Raw genomic sequence first — 13,007 nt, forward strand, 5'->3', positions numbered from 1 at the left:
AGTCCCATGATCACGGATGTCTTGGCCGAGGCCAGGGAGAAGATGTCGAAGGCCGTCGACGTGGCGAAGGACGATTTCTCGACGGTGCGCACCGGCCGGGCGAACCCCCAGCTGTTCCAGCGCATCCTCGTCGACTACTACGGGTCGCCGACGCCGCTCGCGCAGCTCGCGTCGCTGCAGAACCCCGAGGCCCGCACCCTCATCGTCACGCCGTACGACAAGAGCGCGCTCAAGGAGATCGAGCGGGCCATCGTCAACACCCCGAACCTCGGCGCGACCCCGACGAACGACGGCAACATCATCCGCATCACGATGCCGGAGCTCACCCAGGACCGCCGCAAGGAGTTCGTCAAGATCGTCCGCGGCAAGGGCGAGGACGCGAAGGTCGCGGTGCGCAACATCCGCCGCCGCGCGAAGGACGACCTCGAGGCGCTGAAGGGCGAGGTCGGTGACGACGAGGTCGCCCGCGCCGAGAAGGAGCTCGAGGGCGTCACCAAGACGTTCATCGACGCGATCGACGACGCGCTGAAGAAGAAGGAAGCGGAGCTCCTCGAGGTCTGAGGCGACGGCGCCATGAAACGCGACATCGAGTCGCAGCTGCGCAGCACGAAGGAGCAGCTGCGGGCGACGAAGGACCAGACGAAGCAGCAGCTCCGCGCGACGCGTGAACAGACGCGCGAGCAGCTGCGGGTCCAGCGCGCCAGGCTCGAGGCGCAGAACGAGAAGCTGACGAAGCGCACCGGGCGGAACCTCCCGCTCGCGATCGGCGCGGGACTGCTGCTCGGGCTCACGATGCTCGCGAGCCTGATCTTCCTCAAAGAGCTGTTCATGGTCGTGGCCGGCGCGCTGCTGGCCTTCTGCGCCGTCGAGCTCGCCACCGCGATGCGGCAGGGCGGGCGCGACGTGCCACGGCTGCCCTCCGTGCTCGGGGTCGTGGTCGTGCTCCCCATCGGGTTCTTCTGGGGGCCGGATGCCCTCTGGCTCGCGTCCCTCGCCGCGATCGCCGTCGTCACGGTCTGGCGGCTCGTCGAGGTGCTGCCCCGGGCGAACCGCGTGCCGCGCGACGCGCTGCTCCGCGACCTCGGCGCCGGCGCCTTCATCCAGATCTACCTCGGCGTCGCCGGCGGACTCGCGCTCGTGCTGACGGCCGAGGACGGCGGGCAGTGGTGGGTGCTCGCGTTCCTGCTGCTGAACATCGCCGTCGACATCGCCGCCTGGGGCTCCGGGGTGCTCTTCGGCCGGCACAAGATGGCGCCGCGCATCAGCCCCGGCAAGACCTGGGAGGGCTTTGCCGGCAGCATGGTCGTCGGCGTCGTCACGGGCGTGCTGCTCGCGACGCAGCTGCTCGGTCAGCCCGCCTGGATCGGCATCCTGTTCGGGCTCCTCGTCGGCGTCACCGGCACCGCGGGCGACCTCATCGAGTCGCTCATCAAGCGCGACCTGGGCGTGAAGGACATCAGCTCCTGGCTGCCGGGCCACGGCGGCTTCCTCGACCGGCTCGACTCGATCATCCCGTCGGCCGTCGTGACGTACGCGCTGTTCCTGGCGGTCGCCTGAGCGTGGCGGCCTCAGGCGCGCCCGCCGGTGTGCACAATGGGTCGCGTGAGCACGTTCCCCCGCGTCCGTAAGTCGCGGCTCGGGTACGACGTCGCCGAGGTCGAGGCCTTCCTCGAGGAGGCACGCCGCGCCTACACGACCGAGCGCGGGCAGAGCGCGTCGCTCGATGCCGAGCGCATCCGCCGCACCGCCTTCGGCATGCAGAAGGGCGGCTTCTCGACGACGCACGTCGACGCGGCTCTGGAGCGCCTCGAGGACGCCTTCAGCGCTCGTGAACGCGAGCGGGCGCTCGCGACCCGCGGTGACGCCGCCTGGTACGCCCACGCGCGCGAGGTGGCGCAGGACGTGCTCGACCGGCTCGCCCGTCCGCGCGGGGAGCGGTTCGACCGGGCCGGCCTGCTCACGACCGGGTACAACCGCCGCGAGGTCGACCTGTTCGGCGACCGGCTGGTGCGCTACTTCCAGGACGGCCGCGCGATGAGCATCGAAGAGGTGCGCACGGTCGCGTTCCGGCCGCAGAAGAACGGCTACCGGGAGGCCCAGGTCGACCTGCTGCTGGACGCCGTCGTCGACGTGATGCTCGCCGTACGGTGACGTCTCGTGGCCGTTTCGTTATCTATCGGGTAGGCTCGGGCAATCGTGGGTAGGCATTCCGTAGAACTGAAGTCCTCCTCCGCCGCGGCCATCGCCGCGATCGCCGAGGGGAACTCCTTCACCAGACGACCCCTCCGCCGGCGCTACACGCTTCCCGTGTCGTCGTTCGTCGCGGCACTGGGCTTCGTCTTCGTGTCCATCGTCGATCCGTACTCGGGCGCCTACGCCACCGAGTCCGCCGCGCCCGTCGTCGCCCCGGCTCCGCCGCAGCACATCGACATCGCCGGCGAGTTCAGCAACAGTGTCGCGGTCGGCGCCTACGGCGTGACCGAGGCTCCCGAGCCCGAGCCCGTCGTCGTCGTGACGCCCGAGATCGAGACCGAGTCGGACGACTCGTCGTCGTCGTCGGAGGAGTCGACCTCGAAGAAGAGCAGCAGCGCGCCGGTCTCCGGCAAGCCCGACCCGGGCACCGCCAAGGCCATCGCCTACGACATGGTGCTCGCCCGCGGCTGGAGCAGCGACCAGTACGACTGCCTCGTCTCCCTGTGGAACAAGGAGTCGAGCTGGAACGTCTACGCCCAGAACAAGTCGAGCGGCGCGTACGGCATCCCGCAGGCGCTGCCCGGCAGCAAGATGGCGAGCGCCGGCTCCGACTGGCAGACCAACCCCGCCACCCAGATCAGCTGGGGCCTCGGCTACATCTCCGGCCGCTACGGCACCCCCTGCGGCGCCTGGGGCCACTCGCAGTCCGTCGGCTGGTACTGAGTCCTCCGCCTGAGGCGCTCGCCAGCCTGTGTCGCTCGCTAGGCTGAGGCAATGCCGCGCAGCAACCGCCCGAGGAATCGGCGCGGCAAGGCGGAGGAGGACGAGGGTCTCGACCTGAGCCGCGTGCTCTACGGCACCCGCCGGGTCGAGCAGAAGCACGGCGTGAGCTGGAACGTGCAGCCGCTGTCGCCGACGAACGCCTCGAAGGTCTACATCTGCCCCGGCTGCTCGCTCGAGATCGCGCCGGGCACCGCCCACCTCGTGGCCTGGCGCGCCGACGGGCTCTTCGGCGAGGCGAACGACCTCGCCGAGCGCCGGCACTGGCACACGCACTGCTGGAGGATCACATGACCGAGATCCGGGGCAACACCGAGCTCCCCGCCGTCCGCGAGGACGTCGAGTTCACCACGAGCGACGGGCTGCGTCTCGTCGGCGAGCTCGCCATGCCGCTCGGGCGTCCGCCCGTCGCCACGCTCGTGACGCTGCATCCGCTCACGACGCACGGCGGCTTCATGGACTCGCACATCTACCGCAAGGCGGCACTGCGCCTGCCGGAGCTCGCCGACCTCGCCGTGCTGCGGTTCAACCTGCGCGGCGCGACGAGCCCCCGCGGCACCTCCGAGGGCGCGTTCGGCGAGGGCGTCGGCGAGGAGCACGACGTCGAGGCCGCGATGTCGTTCGTCGAGGAGCGCGGGCTGCCGAACGTGTGGCTCGTCGGCTGGTCGTTCGGCACTGAGCTCGCGCTGAAGTACGGGCTGCGCTACTCGATCGAGGGCGCGATCCTGCTGTCGCCGCCGCTGCACCGGGCCACCGAGACCGAGGTCGCCGCGTGGCACGGCGCCGGCGTGCCCGTGACCGCGCTCGTGCCCGAGTTCGACGACTTTCTCCGGCCCGCCGAGGCGGCCGAGCGCTTCGCCTCCGTGCCGGAGCTCGAGCTCGTCGCCGTCGAGGGCGGCAAGCACCTGTGGGTGGGGGAGACCCAGACCTACCGCGTGCTCAACGAGATCGTCGCGCGGGTGAACCCCGCGAAGGCCCCGCTGCCCACCGAACTGCCCTAGGACGATCCGGATGCCTCGCGGCGAGGCATCCGGCGGCTACAGCTCGTTCTGGCGGGGGATCAGCACCTGGCGCACGATGAGCAGGATGCTCGCGGCGACCGGGATCGCGATGAGCGCCCCGAGCACGCCGAGCAGGGTGCCGCCGACGAGCGCGGCGATCACGACGAGCACGCCGGGGATGCTGACAGCCCTCGTCATGATGCGCGGCGTGAAGATGTACGCCTCGATCTGCATGTAGATGACGTAGTAGACGATCGCGGTGATCCACTTCCACGGTTCCTCGAGGCTCGTGACCACCGTCACGAGCACGATGAGGGTCGACCCCGTCAGCGTGCCGACGAGCGGCACGAGCGAGCACAGGAAGGCGATCACCGCGAGCAGCGGCGCGTACGGCACCCGGAGGATCAGCGTGAGCAGGATGAGGCTCAGCACCCCGTTGATCGACGCGAGAGTGGCCTGCCCGACGACGTAGTTGCCGACCGCCTCCGAGATCTGCTCGGTGAGGTCAGCGAAGCGCTCGCGCTTGGAGGCGGGCACGAGTTGATACAGGCTGCGCTTGATCGAGCCGAGCGACGCGACGAAGTAGAGCGTCAGGATCAGGATGATCACGGCGCCGAAGGTGCCGGTGCCGATCGCGATCCCGGTCTGCAGCACCCCGCCGCCGATCTGCGAGACGTTCGCGGGGTCGCTGAAGAAGTTCGTGATCTCCCTGAGCACCAGGTCGACGTCGAGCAGGGGGAAGTTGCGCCGGATGTCCTCGACGAAGCTGTTGTCCTCGATGCTCGCGATGAGGGTCGGCACCTGCTCCACGAGGGTCGCGACCTGCGCGACGATGAGCGGCACGATCGCCCCCACGATGCCCGCGAACACGAGCAGCACGGCCGCGAGCACGATGAGGATCGCGACGGGCCGGCGCACCTTGCGCAGCTCGAGCCAGCGCACCGCCGGGTCGATGCCGAGGGCGAGGAAGAGCGCCGCACCGACGTAGGTGAGGATCGTCGCGAGATTCGTGACCGCCTGCCCGATGCCGATCGCGACGATGACGCCGAGACCGCCGAGCAGCCCCATCGTGAAGGGGTTGTGTACTCTCACTCATCACTCCGGATCGGACGGATGCCGTCCCGGGGCGGGATCACGGCTCTGCAGTGATCTTCTCAGCTTGCGAGAGCACTCCGCGCAGGTTCTCGAAGTACCCCGCGACCGCGTCGCGCTCGATGCGGATCTCGGCGAGGCGCTCCTCGGCGTCCGTCACGAGCTCCCGCTCGCGCTCCTCCGTCTCGGCGACGAGGGCGTTCGAGCGTTCCTGAGCGGCGGCGACGAGCTCGTGCGCCGTCGTCTCCGCCTCGGTGCGGATGCGGCGGGCCTCGGTCCGGGCCTCGTCGACCGCGTGGTCGGCGACGCGGCGCGCCTCGGCGGCGCGCTCGGTCGCATCCGCGAGTTCCGCGTTCGCGTCCTCGAGGTACTTCTGGGTCTGGGCTACGGCCTCGCGGTGCTTCTCGAGCAGGTCGCGCTCGGCCTCGTCGCGGCGGGCGGTGAGCTCGGCCTCGAGGTCGGTGCGGGCGCGCTGCACGTCGGCGGCGAGGGTCGACTCGGCCTCGGCGCGCTCGTGCTCGAGCCGCGCGCGGAGCGCCGCTGCCTCGGCCTCGAGGTCGGCCCGCTGCTGCGCGAGGTCGCGTTCGAGGTCGGTCCGGCCGCGTTCGCTGTCGCGCTCGAGCGCCGCCCGCGCGTCGTCGATCTCGCGCTCGAGCCGGGTACGCGCCGCGTCGAGCTCGGCCTCGAGGTCGCGGTGCGCCTGCGCGCTCGTCGCCGCGAGGGCCTCGCGGCGGGTGCGCTCCTCGTTCTCGAGGTTGCCGCGCACGGTCGCGACCTCGGTGTCGAGGTTGCGCTTGGTGGTCTCGACGTCGCGGGCGAGCGCCTCGCGCGCGGCCGTCAGCTCGGCGTCGAGGGCGGCGCGCGTGGACTCGACCTCGGCGGCGAGCGTCGAGCGCACGGTCTCGGCCTCGGCGTCGAGGGCGGCGCGGGTCGACTCGACCTCGCCCGCGAGGCCCGTCTTGGTCGTCTCGACCTCGGCGGCGAGAGCCGCGCGGGTGTTGGCGACCTCCTCGGCGAGGGCGGCGCGGGTGTTCTCCACCTCGGCGACGAGCGCGGACCGGGTGTTCTCCACCTCGGCGGCGAGGGCGGCCGTCGTCGTCTCGACCTCGGTCCGGAGCGAGGCGCGGGTGTTCTCCGCCTCGGCGGCGAGGGCCGCGCGGGTCGACTCAACCTCGCCGGCGAGCTGCGCCTTCGTGGTCTCGACCTCGAGCTCGAGGGCGGCTTTCGCCGAGCGCACCTCCGCCTCGAGGGTGGCGCGCGTCGAGGTGACGTCGGCGTCTAGCGCCTCGCGCGTCGAGGTGACCTCCTGCTCGAGCGCGGCCCTGGTGGTCTCGACGTCGGTGGCGAGTCGCGCCCGCGTCGTCTCGACCTCGGTCGCGAGGCTCTCGCGCGCCGCCGTCACTTCGGCCTCGAGGTCGGCACGGGTGCGCGCCGCCTCCTGCTCGAGCGCGGCCCGCTGTTCGGCGACGTACGCGTCGACGTCCGTGCGCTGCTGCTCGACGTAGCGGGCGAGGTCGCCGCGCTGCTTCTCGTCCTCCGCCTCGAAGTCGGCGCGGCGCTTCGCCGTGTCGCGGGCGAGCGCGTCCGCGGCGTCGCGGGCCTCGGCGGCCTCGCGCTGCGCCGCGACACGCAGCTCCGCCGACTCGCGCTCCGCCTCCGCCCGCAGGGCGGCGGCCTCCCGCTTGCTCGTGGCGCGCGCCTCGGCGGTCTCGGTCGCGACCGCGCCGCGGATCGACGCGGCCTCGCGCAGCGCCTCCTGCACGAGCACGTCGGCCTCGATGCGGGAGCGGGCGAGCAGGTCCTCCGACTCGCGGTGCGCGTCGTCGAGGGCGATCCTGGCGCGCTCGGTCGCGTCGCCGAGCACCTTGCGCGCGTGCTCCTCCGCGTCGGCGCGGAGCTTCGCGACCTCGTTGTAGACGTCGCCGCGCAGCCGCTCGGCGTCGATGTCCGCCTGGCTGATCAGCCGCGTCGACTGCTCCTCGGCCATGCGCAGCGTGCTCTCGAGCTTGACGCCGAGACCGGCGTACGTCGGGTTGCCCACCTCGTCGAGCTCGGCCTGCAGGTCCTCGACCTGCACCGACAGCCGCTTGATCTCCTTCAGCGCGTCGGTGCGTTCCGCGTTGGCACGGATGAGGTCGCGCCGCAGCTCCTGCAGGGCGGAGTCGACCTCTTCCTTGCGGTAGCCACGCAGTTCGGTCCCGAACTCAGGTGCCTCGTTCGCCACGCTGTCTCCTGTCGTCGCCCGCGCGTGCGCGGACTCGTGTTCTTCGCTCGCGCGCGAGCGCGCGGGATGGGACTGGTCGAGTTTACGGCGCGCCCCTCGCATCCGTACCCCGGATGCCTCGTCGGCAGCGCTACCTGGGAGAACCCGGTAAGCCCCGACGCGCCCACTTCGCTATTCTTGACTGTCTTTGTCCGCCGCCCCTCCCGTGGAACCCGGCGCGGTGGCACGCAGACTCGCCCTCGCGCTAACCGCGGGGGACCGGGCGCGGCCCGGCAGAGTTGGAGAGTGCCCGGGCGGCGCGGAAGGAGTACGTCTCGTGAGATTCCTGCTGGCGATCGTCAGTTTCATCGTGGCCGCGGCCCTGATCGGCTTCGGCATCGCTCAGCGCACCGTCTTCGCGCCGCCGGACGCCCTCACCACCGAGGTGACGACCGAGGGCGACGCCGCGTTCACGCTGCTGAGCGGTGAGACCCTGACGTCGAACCCCGGCAACCAGGACGTCCGTATCTCGGGCGAGGGCACGGTCTTCGCGGCGTACGGCCGCACCACCGACGTCGTCGCGTGGCTCGGCGACGAGCCCTACAACGCGATCGCCTTCGACGAGGAGACGCGCGAGCTGACCTCGAGCCTCGTCGAGCCCGACGAGTCCGAGGAGGAGTCGGGCAGCGGCTCCGAGCCCTCGGACGAGGGCGCCGGCGCGGGCGGCACCGAGGAGGGCGAGACCGCCGAGGCGGAGGAGCCGGCCGCGGACGCCCCGAACCCCGCGGGCAGCGACCTGTGGCTGCAGGAGTACACCGGCGAGGGCGAGGCCTCCTTCACCGTGCGCCTGCCCTCCGATGTGTCCCTGCTCATCGCGTCCGACGGCGCCGCTCCGGCCCCGGCCGAGGTCGCCGTCACCTGGCCCCTCGACCAGCGCACCCCGCTCGCCGGACCGCTGATCGTCGGCGGACTCTTCTTCCTCCTGCTGGGCATCGGCTTCTACCTGTGGGCGATCTCGCACCTGCGCCGGTCGCGCCGGCCGCGCCGCAAGACGCCGAAGATGCCCAAGGTGCCGCGCCAGCGCGGCTACGGCAGCCGCCGCCGCTCGATCCCGTTCGTGCGCTCCGGCGCCGGGCGCCGCTCCTTCGTGGCGGCCCCCGTGCTCGTCGGCTCGCTCCTGCTCTCCGGCTGCACCGCCGACTTCTGGCCCGACCTCTCGCAAGGCATGCCCGCGGCGAGCCCGTCGGCCAGCGCGGACGCCGACGGCGCGGATGCCGAGGAGGAGCTGCCGCCGCCCGCCGTGACGCAGCAGCAGCTCGAGCGCATCGTCGCCGAGATCAGCGAGACCGTCACCCAGGCCGACAACGAGCGGAACGTCGACCTGCTGCGCACCCGCATGGACGGGCCCGCCCTGCAACTGCGCGAGACCAACTACACCGTGCGCGGCGCCGACGAGGCCGCGATCCCTGCGCCTCAGCCGATCCCGGCGGAGCCCGTCGCCCTGACGCTCCCGCAGCAGACCGACACCTGGCCGCGCACCGTGTTCACCGTGCTGCAGGACGAGAACGCCCCCGAGGCGGCCGCGATCGCGCTCATGCTCATCCAGGACGGCCCGCGCGACCCCTACAAGGTCGAGTACCAGATCACCCTCGAGCCGTCGGCGTCGCTGCCGCCCGTCGCACCCGCCACGATCGGCGCGGCCCGCCTGACCGTCGACAACCGGCTCCTCCTGACCCCGCCGAACGAGATCGGCCCCGCCTACGCCGATGTGCTGCTCAACGGCGGCAACAGCCAGTTCAACGCGCTGTTCACGACCGAGGGCGACACTCTGCGCACCCAGGTGGGCGCCGAGGCGAAGCAGCAGCGCCGCGACCAGCTGCCCGACACCGCCGAGATCGAGTTCCAGGCGGCCGTCGCCGACACCCCGCCCATCGCGCTCGCGACCAACGACGCCGGTGCCCTCGTCGCCGTCACGGTCTACGAGACCGAGATCGTGCGCCCGGTCGAGGAGGGTGCCTCGGTGAACGCGGAGGGCGCGGTCGCCGCGCTCGTCAACATCGACGGGTCGACCCGTGGCATCACGGCGACCTACGGCGAACAACTACTGTTCTACGTGCCGAGTTCCGTCGAGACCGAGGGGCAGATCCAGCTCCTCGGGTACAGCCAGGGACTCGTCTCAGCAGCGGAGGTGACCGGATAGTGACGAATCTGCCGCCGAACCTGCGCGGAGCCGTGGATCTGTCCTCGCTCGTGCGCCCGGCCCAGCAGCAGCGCCCGGCGGAGCAGCAGGCGCGACCCGACGGGGGAGAGGCGCCCGCGTCATCCGTCGTCTTCGCCGCCGACGACGCCTCGTTCCAGGCGATCCTCGAGTTGTCGAACACCGTCCCGGTCGTCGTCGAGCTGCACGGCCAGGGTCAACCGCCGACGCTCACGGGCATCGTGCCGTCCTACGGCGGGCGCCTCGTGCTGGCGACGGTCGACATCGACCACGCGATCCAGCTGCGCCAGGCGTTCCAGGTGCAGCAGGTGCCGACCGTCGCCGCGATCATCGCCGGGCGCCCCGTGGCGCTCTTCGCGGGCGAGCCGCCGGAGGATCAGGTGCGCGCCGTGCTCGACCAGCTGCTCCAGCTGGCCGCGCAGAACGGCGTGACGGGCACCGTGCCGGTCGGCGACGCCGAGGCGGGCGAGGAGACCCCCGCCGAGGAGCCGCTGCCGCCGCACCACCAGGAGGCGTACGACGCGATCGCCGCGGGCGACTACGAGACCGCGATCCGCGAGTACTCGACCGCCATCGCGCAGGACCCGCGCGACCGGCTCGCCGTCGCCGGCCTCGCACAGGTGAAGCTCCTGCAGCGCCTCGAGGGCGTCGACGCGCAGACCGTGCGCTCCGCCGCGGCCGCCTCGCGCACCGACGTCGAGGCGCAGCTCGCCGTGGCCGACCTCGACCTCGCCGGCGGACACGTCGACGACGCGTTCGACCGGCTGCTCGAGGTGTTCCCGGCCCTGCCGCAGGGCGACAAGGACGCCGTGCGCACCCGGCTGCTCGACTACTTCGAGATCGTCGGCGTCGAGGACCCGCGCGTCGTCGCGGCCCGTCGCCGGTTGACGATGCTGCTGTACTGACGACGCTGCAACCCCGGAGCCGTTAGCGCGGCGTCCGGGAACGACGAAGCGGCCGCCCCCTCTCGGGGAGCGGCCGCTTCGTCGTTCTGGGCCTGCTGCTCTGTGCGGCCCTACTGCTCGGGCAGTCCGAGCGAGAGGTCCTCGCTCGAGGCCGTCGGCACCTCGTCGCTCTCGCGCTCCGCCGACTGCTCGGGCTCGGCGGGCCGGCGAAGCTTGAGCCACAGGCTCGCGAGCGGCGGCACGGTGAGCTCGGCGGAGGCGGGGCGGCCGGCCCACGGCTCGGGCAGCGCCTCGATCTGGCCGAAGTTGCCGACACCCGAGCCGCCGAACTCCTGCGCGTCGGAGTTCAGCACCTCGTCCCAGGTGCCCGCGAACGGCAGGCCGATGCGGTACGGGCTGATCGGGTGGCCGGAGAAGTTGGTGACGATCGCCATCGCCTCGCCCTCCTTCGACCAGCGCACGAACGAGATGACGTTGTTCGCCGCGTCGCCGCCGTCGATCCACTCGAAGCCCGCCGGCACGTTGTCCTGCTCCCACAGGGCCGGGTTCTCCTTGTAGAGCCGGTTCAGCTGGCCGACGAAGCGCTGCAGGCCCTGGTGCACCGGCTGGTCGAGGATCCACCAGTCGAGGCCGCGCTGCTCGCTCCACTCGGAGGGCTGGCCGAACTCCTGCCCCATGAACAGCAGCTGCTTGCCCGGGTGCCCCCACATGAAGCTGAGGTACGCGCGCAGGTTCGCGAGCTTCTGCCACTGGTCGCCCGGCATCTTGCCGAGCAACGAGCCCTTGCCGTGCACGACCTCGTCGTGACTGATCGGCAGCAGGAACTGCTCGGTGAACGCGTACACCAGCGAGAAGGTGATCTCGTTGTGGTGGTAGGAGCGGTAGGCCGGGTCGCGGGAGATGTACTGCAGGCTGTCGTGCATCCAGCCCATGTTCCACTTGATGCCGAAGCCGAGACCGCCGGATGACGTGGGCTTCGAGACGCCGGGGAACGCGGTCGACTCCTCGGCGATCATCACGATGCCGGGGTTGCGCTTGTAGGCGGTGGCGTTCGCCTCCTGCAGGAAGCTGATCGCCTCGAGGTTCTCGCGCCCGCCGTACTTGTTGGGCACCCACTCCGTGCGGGAGTAGTCGAGGTAGAGCATGCTCGCGACGGCATCCACCCGGAGTCCGTCGATGTGGAACTCCTCGAGCCAGTACAGCGCGTTGGCGACGAGGAAGTTGCGCACCTGGCTGTCGCCGAAGTTGAAGACCTTCGTGCCCCAGTCGAGCTGCTCGCCGAGACGCGGGTCGGAGTGCTCGTAGACGGGCTCGCCGTCGAAGTTCGCGAGCGCCCACTCGTCCTTGGGGAAGTGGCCGGGCACCCAGTCCATGATCACGCCGATGCCGGCGTTGTGCAGACGGTCGATGAGGTAGCGCAGGTCGTCCGGATGCCCGAAGCGGGACGTCGGCGCGTAGTAGCCCGTGACCTGGTAGCCCCACGACCCGCCGAACGGGTGCTCGGCGAGGGGGAGGAACTCGACGTGGGTGAAGCTGGTCTCGAGGACGTACTCGATGAGCTGGTCGGCGAGCTCGCGGTAGGAGAGCCCGGGGCGCCACGATCCGACGTGCACCTCGTAGACGCTCATGGGGGAGTTGTGCGGGTCGCGGGCGGCGCGCTGCTCGAGCCACTCGGAGTCCGACCAGGTGAACTGGCTGTGGCTCACGACGCTGCCGGTCTTCGGCGGCACCTCGGTGTACATCGCCACCGGGTCGGCGCGCTGCACCCAGCGCCCGTCGCGGGTGAGGATCTCGTACTTGTAGACCGTGCCGGGGGCGAGCGCGGGGATGAAGAGCTCCCAGACGCCGACGTCGTCGAGGCGGCGCATCGCGTGCCCGAGGCCGTTCCAGCCGTTGAAGTCGCCGACGATGCGGACGGCCTGGGCGTGCGGCGCCCAGACGGCGAACGCGACGCCCTCGACGTCCTCGTGGCGTCGCAGGTGGGAGCCGAACACGTGCCAGAGCTGCTCGTGACGGCCCTGACCCCAGAGGTAGCGGTCGACCTCGCCGAAGGACGGCACGAAGCGGTACGCGTCGTCGGCGGTCCAGCTGCCGCCGTCCTCCCACTCGGTCTCGAGCGTGTAGGCGGACCCGGGGCCGTCGTAGTAGCCCTGCCACAGGCCGCCCTCGACGTGCTCGAGCTCGACCACGGAGCCGTCGGCACGGTGGGCGCGCACGGCTCGCGCGAACGGTCGCAGCGCGCGGATGACGAAGCCGTCGCCCACCTGGTGCTGACCCAGCAGGGAGTGAGGGTCGGGGTGTCGTCCCTCGGCGACGGCGTAGAGCCAGCCGCGGTCGATCTCGGGGAGCAGGTCGGTCATGCGCGTCCCTTCTCGTGATGCACCCGGAGGATGTGCACGGGTTCGGTGAAGGCGTCGAGCCTCACGTAGTTCGCCAGACCCCAGGTGTACGTCTGATCCGTGATCAGGTCGGTCACCTGGAACTGCTGGCCCGGATCGATCCCGAACTTCGCGGGGTCGAGGTAGACGGTCGTCTCGCGCACCGAGTGCGGGTCGACGTTCGCGACGACGATGATCGTGTCGGCCTCGCCGGTGGGCGAGAACCGCTTCGACAGG

The 13,007-nt window shown here is 71.3% G+C and carries 11 protein-coding genes and 1 pseudogene; 8 read left to right on the forward strand and 4 right to left on the reverse strand.

Translation table 11 applies throughout. The annotated features are described in order from the left end of the window. Positions 1 to 6 precede the first annotated feature (6 nt). From frr to JUB10_RS06715, 6 genes are read left to right on the forward strand one after another with little or no spacing between them, the layout of a single operon-like run. Complete coding sequence (gene frr / locus JUB10_RS06690) at positions 7 to 561, forward strand: ribosome recycling factor (RefSeq protein ID WP_207454876.1); 555 nt, start codon at positions 7 to 9, stop codon at positions 559 to 561. A 12-nt stretch (positions 562 to 573) separates the two neighbouring features. After that, the gene (locus JUB10_RS06695; protein WP_207454877.1) at positions 574 to 1,557 is read left to right on the forward strand and encodes a phosphatidate cytidylyltransferase; all 984 of its coding nucleotides are present in this window, start codon (positions 574 to 576) and stop codon (positions 1,555 to 1,557) included. 36 nt (positions 1,558 to 1,593) lie between these two features. Further along, positions 1,594 to 2,151, forward strand: coding sequence for a DivIVA domain-containing protein (locus JUB10_RS06700; protein ID WP_207454878.1), 558 nt, complete (start codon positions 1,594 to 1,596; stop codon positions 2,149 to 2,151). 45 nt (positions 2,152 to 2,196) lie between these two features. After that, on the forward strand, positions 2,197 to 2,916 hold the full coding sequence (locus JUB10_RS06705) for an aggregation-promoting factor C-terminal-like domain-containing protein (protein ID WP_307859126.1): 720 nt from the start codon (positions 2,197 to 2,199) through the stop codon (positions 2,914 to 2,916). A 51-nt stretch (positions 2,917 to 2,967) separates the two neighbouring features. Continuing rightward, positions 2,968 to 3,267 carry a hypothetical protein gene (locus JUB10_RS06710; protein ID WP_207454879.1) on the forward strand — a complete coding sequence of 100 codons (300 nt, stop codon included), beginning with the start codon at positions 2,968 to 2,970 and terminating at the stop codon, positions 3,265 to 3,267. After that, complete coding sequence (locus JUB10_RS06715) at positions 3,264 to 3,974, forward strand: alpha/beta hydrolase (protein ID WP_207454880.1); 711 nt, start codon at positions 3,264 to 3,266, stop codon at positions 3,972 to 3,974. The genes JUB10_RS06710 and JUB10_RS06715 overlap by 4 nt, the downstream gene beginning before the upstream one ends. Before the next feature lie 36 nt (positions 3,975 to 4,010). On the opposite strand, the gene JUB10_RS06720 is transcribed toward JUB10_RS06715, so the two are convergent. Continuing rightward, positions 4,011 to 5,066 carry an AI-2E family transporter gene (locus JUB10_RS06720; protein ID WP_207454881.1) on the reverse strand — a complete coding sequence of 352 codons (1,056 nt, stop codon included), beginning with the start codon at positions 5,064 to 5,066 and terminating at the stop codon, positions 4,011 to 4,013. 40 nt (positions 5,067 to 5,106) lie between these two features. Continuing rightward, positions 5,107 to 7,290 carry an apolipoprotein A-IV repeat region-like domain-containing protein gene (locus tag JUB10_RS06725; protein ID WP_207454882.1) on the reverse strand — a complete coding sequence of 728 codons (2,184 nt, stop codon included), beginning with the start codon at positions 7,288 to 7,290 and terminating at the stop codon, positions 5,107 to 5,109. Positions 7,291 to 7,606: 316 nt separating this feature from the next. On the opposite strand from JUB10_RS06725, the gene JUB10_RS06730 reads away from it, so the two are divergent. Then, on the forward strand, positions 7,607 to 9,469 hold the full coding sequence (locus tag JUB10_RS06730) for a hypothetical protein (RefSeq protein ID WP_207454883.1): 1,863 nt from the start codon (positions 7,607 to 7,609) through the stop codon (positions 9,467 to 9,469). After that, a complete protein-coding gene (locus JUB10_RS06735; protein ID WP_207454884.1) occupies positions 9,469 to 10,392 on the forward strand; it encodes a co-chaperone YbbN in 924 nt (307 codons plus the stop codon). The genes JUB10_RS06730 and JUB10_RS06735 overlap by 1 nt, the downstream gene beginning before the upstream one ends. Before the next feature lie 110 nt (positions 10,393 to 10,502). Here the strand turns inward: JUB10_RS06735 and glgB are convergent, their stop codons facing one another. Next, positions 10,503 to 12,752, reverse strand: coding sequence for a 1,4-alpha-glucan branching protein GlgB (gene glgB / locus JUB10_RS06740; protein WP_207454885.1), 2,250 nt, complete (start codon positions 12,750 to 12,752; stop codon positions 10,503 to 10,505). Continuing rightward, positions 12,749 to 13,007, reverse strand: a pseudogene (locus tag JUB10_RS06745) (alpha-1,4-glucan--maltose-1-phosphate maltosyltransferase); the annotation flags it as partial. The pseudogene JUB10_RS06745 and the gene glgB, both read right to left, overlap by 4 nt.

This window comes from Desertivibrio insolitus (genome assembly GCF_017355965.1).
Taxonomy (GTDB): Bacteria; Actinomycetota; Actinomycetes; order Actinomycetales; family Microbacteriaceae; genus JAFIQW01.

What these genes read in the sequence shown, in the direction of transcription:
- frr (WP_207454876.1), top strand. Translation starts at nt 7, where the DNA reads ATGATCACGGATGTCTTGGCCGAGGCCAGGGAGAAGATGTCGAAGGCC.
- JUB10_RS06695 (WP_207454877.1), top strand. Translation starts at nt 574, where the DNA reads ATGAAACGCGACATCGAGTCGCAGCTGCGCAGCACGAAGGAGCAGCTG.
- JUB10_RS06700 (WP_207454878.1), top strand. Translation starts at nt 1,594, where the DNA reads ATGGGTCGCGTGAGCACGTTCCCCCGCGTCCGTAAGTCGCGGCTCGGG.
- JUB10_RS06710 (WP_207454879.1), top strand. Translation starts at nt 2,968, where the DNA reads ATGCCGCGCAGCAACCGCCCGAGGAATCGGCGCGGCAAGGCGGAGGAG.
- JUB10_RS06715 (WP_207454880.1), top strand. Translation starts at nt 3,264, where the DNA reads ATGACCGAGATCCGGGGCAACACCGAGCTCCCCGCCGTCCGCGAGGAC.
- glgB (WP_207454885.1), bottom strand. Translation starts at nt 12,752, where the DNA reads ATGACCGACCTGCTCCCCGAGATCGACCGCGGCTGGCTCTACGCCGTC.